Annotated in this window: 5 protein-coding genes and 1 pseudogene; 4 read left to right on the top strand and 2 right to left on the bottom strand. The window is 57.9% G+C overall.

Annotated features, from left to right (window positions below; translation table 11 throughout):
• Positions 1 to 515 precede the first annotated feature (515 nt).
• On the top strand, positions 516 to 1,538 hold the full coding sequence (gene rsgA, locus ABIE33_RS35995) for a ribosome small subunit-dependent GTPase A (protein ID WP_429133897.1): 1,023 nt from the start codon (positions 516 to 518) through the stop codon (positions 1,536 to 1,538).
• Between the two features lie 344 nt (positions 1,539 to 1,882).
• Here rsgA and ABIE33_RS35990 read toward each other — a convergent pair.
• Positions 1,883 to 2,103: pseudogene (locus tag ABIE33_RS35990) on the bottom strand (LysR family transcriptional regulator); the annotation flags it as partial.
• 141 nt (positions 2,104 to 2,244) lie between these two features.
• On the opposite strand from ABIE33_RS35990, the gene ABIE33_RS35985 reads away from it, so the two are divergent.
• From ABIE33_RS35985 to ABIE33_RS35975, 3 genes are all read left to right on the top strand, one after another.
• The gene (locus ABIE33_RS35985) at positions 2,245 to 2,460 is read left to right on the top strand and encodes a DUF3072 domain-containing protein (protein WP_429133895.1); all 216 of its coding nucleotides are present in this window, start codon (positions 2,245 to 2,247) and stop codon (positions 2,458 to 2,460) included.
• Between the two features lie 761 nt (positions 2,461 to 3,221).
• Positions 3,222 to 4,526, top strand: a complete 1,305-nt coding sequence (locus tag ABIE33_RS35980; protein ID WP_429133893.1) for a hypothetical protein — start codon at positions 3,222 to 3,224, stop codon at positions 4,524 to 4,526.
• Entirely contained in the window at positions 4,513 to 5,292 is a 780-nt protein-coding gene (locus ABIE33_RS35975; RefSeq protein ID WP_429133891.1) for a hypothetical protein, read from the top strand. The genes ABIE33_RS35980 and ABIE33_RS35975 overlap by 14 nt, the downstream gene beginning before the upstream one ends.
• Positions 5,293 to 5,582: 290 nt before the next feature.
• Here the strand turns inward: ABIE33_RS35975 and ABIE33_RS35970 are convergent.
• On the bottom strand, positions 5,583 to 5,882 hold a 300-nt coding region (locus tag ABIE33_RS35970), incomplete at its 5' end, for a hypothetical protein (RefSeq protein ID WP_429133889.1).

Raw genomic sequence — 5,882 nt, 5'->3', positions numbered from 1 at the left:
ATGGTCAGGCAACACCAACAGCCTGCCTAGAACTTCAGATAATCACACCAACCTCACCGCGCACGCCCTCCCGCGAAGCGGGTTCGTGCATGAGGCGCGAAGCGGCCGTTGAACGCATCAATCGCAAATGTCCGCAACGGGCCGGAAGCCGATCACTTAATCTTGCTCCTGATCGGATACGAACCGGCGTTGGCTAGTTCGTCTTTTGTGCAGGCACGTGATATTGCGATAGATTGCGAAGTATGACAGCCGGACATCATTTTCAGAGATTGGAAACGCTGGACCGAAACTGGAGAGCATTTATGGGTTTGAAAACGCCAAAGTTTGAATACGTGAATGGGTATAAGATCGTCGAAGTCGATGGACCCGCCTTCAAAGTTTATGACGGTGACCGTCAGTTAGGGGACCATTTCCCCTACTCCGGCGAGGCTGCTGCTTACGCAAATTCTTTGCCAAAGCGAGATCATCAGCGCACCTAGGCAAGAAGCCTGCAATAATCAAAGGCGAAGCAAAATTTGACGAACTCCCGTGTCGACTCAGCGTTGGAATTGCTTGGTTGGTCTGGCTTTTTTGCGGATCAGGTCAAGCCGACAGAAGCAGACCTCGTACCCAAGCGCGTCGCGTCGGTTCACCGGGCACGCATTGAGGCGATGGGCGCCACAGGGTCGGTCAGGCTAGAGCTACCTGCCAATGCCAGTACGGCTGACTTCGCGGTGGGCGATTGGGTGCTTGCCGATCCCCGGTCCGACATGCTTGTCCGCCGGCTTGACCGGAAAACCGTGTTTAAGCGACGTCCGGAGGTCGGACGTGGCCAACAACTTGTTGCTGCCAACATCGACACACTGTTGATCGTGACCTCGTGCAACGCCGATTTCAATATTGACCGGCTGGAACGTTACCTAATCATGGCCAACCAGGCGGGCAGCAAACCGGTAATCGTGTTGACCAAGGCTGACACCGCGGACGACGTTGGCATATTTCAGGCCAAAGCCGAGGCTTTGCAGCGTGACCTACCTGTCGTTGCCCTGAATGGGCGCTCTGCCGATGCAAGCTCCTTTTTGAGTTCCTGGTGCGGCGTTGGCCAAACGATCGCCCTGGTGGGATCGTCCGGAGTAGGAAAGTCGACGTTGGTGAACACGCTGACCAGACCTGCATCTGACTCAAAGCAGAAAACCGGGACTATTCGCGAACATGACGCGCAAGGTCGTCACACCACGACCGCGCGCTCGCTGCATGCTATTCCGGGCGGCGGCTGGGTCATAGATACCCCCGGAATAAGAACACTTTACGTCAGCGATATCACCGACGGGATCGACACGCTTTTTTCCGACATAAAGGAACTGGCACCGCTTTGCCGATTTCGCGATTGTACCCATGCGCATGAACCGGGCTGCGTGGTTCAGGCAGCTGTCAAAAGCGGCACTTTGGCCGCCGACCGCGTTGAACGCTGGCGAAGTCTTGTTTCTGAAAACCGTGACAGAACACCTGTCATCAGCGGACCACGCGGCAACAAGATCGTTCGCAAAAAGAAATATTGAAGGTCTGAGGCCTTGATCAGAATCGAACCAGCGACCCCGATGTTTCGTCCGTAAAATGCGGTCGCTTAAGTTTCAGCGAAATCATTGCTGAAACGCTATGAACACCTTTCCTTCCGTATCTAAGAACTCATCGAATAGGAGGACCGATTTCTAGCCTCCCCTGCCCGCCGGCCAAGGGTCCTGGACCAGAAGCCTCTTGCCCTTGCCATCATCGGAATACCCGGACACGACGTAGTAGTGGATCGTGTACGGCCAACGGCCGGGATCCGGCAAGCCTAGGCTCGGCAAGCCGCTCCCGCTTGATTGAGGGATCGCAGACAACGAGGTTTTCGGGACCTCGCCCCTTAGCTGCCCTGCCTGACCAGCGACCTCGCCATATCGGCGATATCGTCGGGAGCGGCTGTCGGGTTATCCTTGGACCAAGGCGACGCCCAGCCCATGCGGAAGTCGACGCCACGCACCTTCCCGAGCTCGAAACTCCGATTGGCAGATCCAGCGTCCATTCCGGCGCAAAGCCGATACCAAGACCGGTCGAGACCAGAGACACCACGGAAAAGGTGTCATCGGCAAACTGAACTCTCTCCTCCGCCTACGGGTTGCGGCGCTCACTTCCTAATAAAGGGCCGACGATACAGGCGACGATCGACAGATGGTTGGAACCGGCGGGCCACTTGGAACGTTTTGAGAACGAATTCAGGAGTGTGTTATGACTGTCAATCCGAAAACCGATCCTTCTTCCAACACACAGAAAGATCCTGACGATTGGGTCAGCGGCGCCGAGCCAATGACCGGTGCTCAGCGGTCTTATCTGAAGACCCTGTCGGAACAGGCGCATCAGCCCGAGGCCTATGCTGAGGATCTGACGAAGGCGGAAGCATCCAAGAAGATCGACGAACTGAAGCAGTCGCTCGATTTAGAATGAACCGCCGCGTGCGGGGACCATGCGTTGAAGCCGATAGCCGAGGACGCACAGTGACGTTCACGAGTCACTGGGAACCTTTTTTCACGAAACGCGATTTTTGTTGGGTCAAGCAGCCCGGTCACGTCGTGCGAAACAGCCAACGTCGTTCACGGCTGGAACCACCACGCAGCAGCACCTTCCCCCACCACCAGCATCAGGGCAACGGAACGATAGCTGAAGCCAATCAGCGCACCCCGACGAACACGCTTTACGGCGCCACCTCATTGCCGATCTACGCGCCTTCTGGCGAAATGTGCTGCTGGCGCCACAGAGCGTGGCGTCGGCGGGCGGCGGACAGCCGCACCCAAACATGCAGCCATACAACGTCATCAATTTCTGCATTGCGTTGCAGGGCATCTTCCCGACCCGCAATTGAAACCAGCCGCCGGAGGATAACTAATGGGCACTCCTATCTCGGGGAAATAAGCATGTTCGGCTTCTCCCGCGTGCCGACCGGCTGGCAGGCCTGTGCCGCCCGCGGCCGCCCGTGCAAATTCTCGCTGAGAGGCACGGCTTTGCAAAGTGTATGGAACCCTGAACCGCTAATCGCGACCGACGACGGGTAAAGGAGGCCAGCAGACTCCGCTCAAGAGTTTCGCCAGGGCGGCCAGCGGGCCGTTGATGCACCCAAACCATCACGCTGGATGGTAGAAACCGGCCTTTATTCCGCCCGTTTTTTAATCCTCTGATAAGGAATACATTCCTTTTGTGGAGGCTTGCCCATGGCGACCGGCGCATCCCAGCGTTTGCATGACGGGGTCGCTGCCGTCGAAACCATGACGCGGTTTGCCGTTGCCGTGCTAGCACTTGCCTCAGGCGTTTACACATACCTCGGCGTGCGAAGCATTCTGGACGGTTCTCCGACAGCAGTTTTCTTTGCGGCAATCATCTACTCGGCTTCGGTCTCGGTTGGCATCTACGCATTCTGGACCTATATGGCCCGATTCTATCCGCATATCACGACCCACACGGGGCGCGCCGCTATGCTGGGTGTGATGGCCATGGGCGCAGCCATGATCATGGCAATGTCAAGCTGGCTGAATGCGGCTGCACTGGCAGGCTCTGCCGCGCTTGAGCAACATCTTGCCGAGACAGTAGAGGATTATACCGCCGACCTCGACCAGGCGCATCAGAACGCGCTTGCCGCGCAAAGCCTCTTGCCTGACATTCAACGTGCATCCGAGCGCTTTGCCCAGCTTGCCCTTTCGGAACGGCAATCGGGCGCCCTCACCGGCACGACAGGTTCAGGAAGCGTTGTGCAACTCCTGTCGCAGATGTCAGCACAGATGAAGGATCTCGAAAACGGCATCAACGCTTCGCGCGAACAGGTAACGACTCTGTTCAATCAAGGACAAAAGCGGCTGGAGACCATGCGTACCTTGGTCTCGGCACCCGGTGCGATCGAGCCGCGCGCCGACCAGTTCTCCTCCGAAGTCGTAGCGCTGACAGGGGTCATTGCTTCGCTCGGACAGACTTCGATCGCACCTTCGATCCGGCGTGCGGCTGACGATCTGTCCCTCGGTTTTATCGCGCCCGTGGCTGACGGCGGTGATGCCGACCTGATTGATCGCCAGGACAAAGTAATGGCAACGGTGCGTGCCTCGGTGGCGGCGCAGTCGAAGGTCCTTTCAGAGGCGGCTGACGAAATTCTCGCGCGCACACCGGTGACGGAACGCCGGTTCGTTCCCCTGTCGTCTGCCGAAGCCGTGTTGCGCTATGCCTCGGACTTTATTCCGGCATGGGCGGGCGCCATCTCCATCGATCTCCTACCGGGCGTGCTGGTCTTCATTCTTGCTGTCGTGCATGGCGCGATCCGCAAACAGGAGGAGAGGCTGCCGTTCGCCGAGCGCATCACCGCAGCCGAGCTTCTGCAGGCGCTGGAAGTCCAGCGGGCCGTGACGGCGACCGGGAACAATCTGGAGGAGATAGTCATCAACGCGGATTCCGAGAAAGCGGAAGAGCCGAACAACATCACAAATCTCGACCCCAGAACACGTGCGAAGGATCGATCGCATGAGGATCGGTGAAACGCTCACGGCGCTCAAGCGCCTGGATGACGGCACAGTGATGCGGGGGGCTTTCGTGGTATTGTTGTCGTTGTCGGTAGTGTTCTTCATGATCGACGTGCGCGACATTCTGGCAACGAATGCCAAGCTGCCGAACTTCGATCCAGCACACGATCACCCCTTCTTGCCGCCGGCAGGAAGTAAGACGGATCTCAACGGTCCTGCGGTTAGCCCCTCAAGCCCGATTGAGGTGCTGACCAAGCCGATGAGGTTGGAACTTGGCCCGGGCGGTGTCTTATTTGTCGAAGGCACCCTGGACATCGGGGCAGCTTCGCGCTTTGCCCGGGAGATCGAGATGCGCGGCGAATACGTAAGAACGGTAGCGCTGAATTCCCCGGGCGGCTCAGTGAGCGACGCGCTGGCCATTTCCAAGCTCATCCGCGAAAAGGGGCTCAATACGAAAGTGGCTCAAAGAGCGCTTTGCGCATCCTCGTGCCCGATTGTCCTTGCAGGCGGTGTAGAACGTCTGGCTGAAAAGGACGCCGTGGTAGGCGTACACCAGCTGTTCAGTGGCGGCGACGACCGACCGACTGCAGAACAAGCCGTGTCGGCCGCGCAGTCCACCACTGCCCAAGTCGCCCGTCATCTCGACGCGATGGGGATTGGTCCCGGCCTCTGGATCAATGCGCTCGAAACGCCTCCTGATCGCCTCTACTATTTGACGACGAAGGACATGTCCTATTTCAAACTAGCGACGGGCCCCACGAGTGCCAAGAAAGAGAAATAGTAGCTCCCGATCGCAGGCGATGGCTAGCGAGCGCCGAGATCGGTTTTCGCATCGATAGAGATGGGCTGAACGCCAGCGAAAACGACCAAACTGGCAAGTCATCTCCGCGCTCCACGGCCCGTCCGACGGAGGCCTCACTCAAAGGCTCTTGATCGGATGTTCGATCTCTTCCATCAACTCCACGAGAGGCCGGCGGCGCAGTCGAACCACTCGGAGGCATACCTGCTTCCAACATGAATCGCCAATCACGACCGACCGGTGAACAAATAAGTCCGCTGAGCGTTTCGCTGCTATCCATTGTTTGGGCCGTCAAACCTGGTGACCTTGTTTGCCCCGCTTTGGCGGGTGAGGCGGTGAGCCGCCAGCGCAAGAATACTCGCAAGCAATGCAACGCGAAGGCCTGCTCCCGTCGAAGCCGAAAAAGAGTAGATAGCTGCATGAACGCTTAGGGCGGTCACTGTGATGGGGTAAATGGCTCCGTGGTTCAGAAGCACAGTAAGCGGGTAGGCCATCCCACGTAGCGCGGTTTCGAAAGATCGCTCATTTTCGGCATGAATCATGCGGAGAAACCTATGAGCGACAGTGTGAAT

Origin of the sequence: Ensifer sp. 4252 (assembly GCF_050434565.1) — a bacterium.
Lineage (GTDB): Bacteria > Pseudomonadota > Alphaproteobacteria > Rhizobiales > Rhizobiaceae > Ensifer.
This window is presented reverse-complemented; position numbering and strand designations above follow the sequence as displayed.

Bases quoted from the DNA above. Each gene is read 5' to 3' on its own strand.
- ABIE33_RS35975 (WP_429133891.1), top strand. From the start codon at position 4,513: ATGAGGATCGGTGAAACGCTCACGGCGCTCAAGCGCCTGGATGACGGC.
- ABIE33_RS35980 (WP_429133893.1), top strand. From the start codon at position 3,222: ATGGCGACCGGCGCATCCCAGCGTTTGCATGACGGGGTCGCTGCCGTC.
- ABIE33_RS35985 (WP_429133895.1), top strand. From the start codon at position 2,245: ATGACTGTCAATCCGAAAACCGATCCTTCTTCCAACACACAGAAAGAT.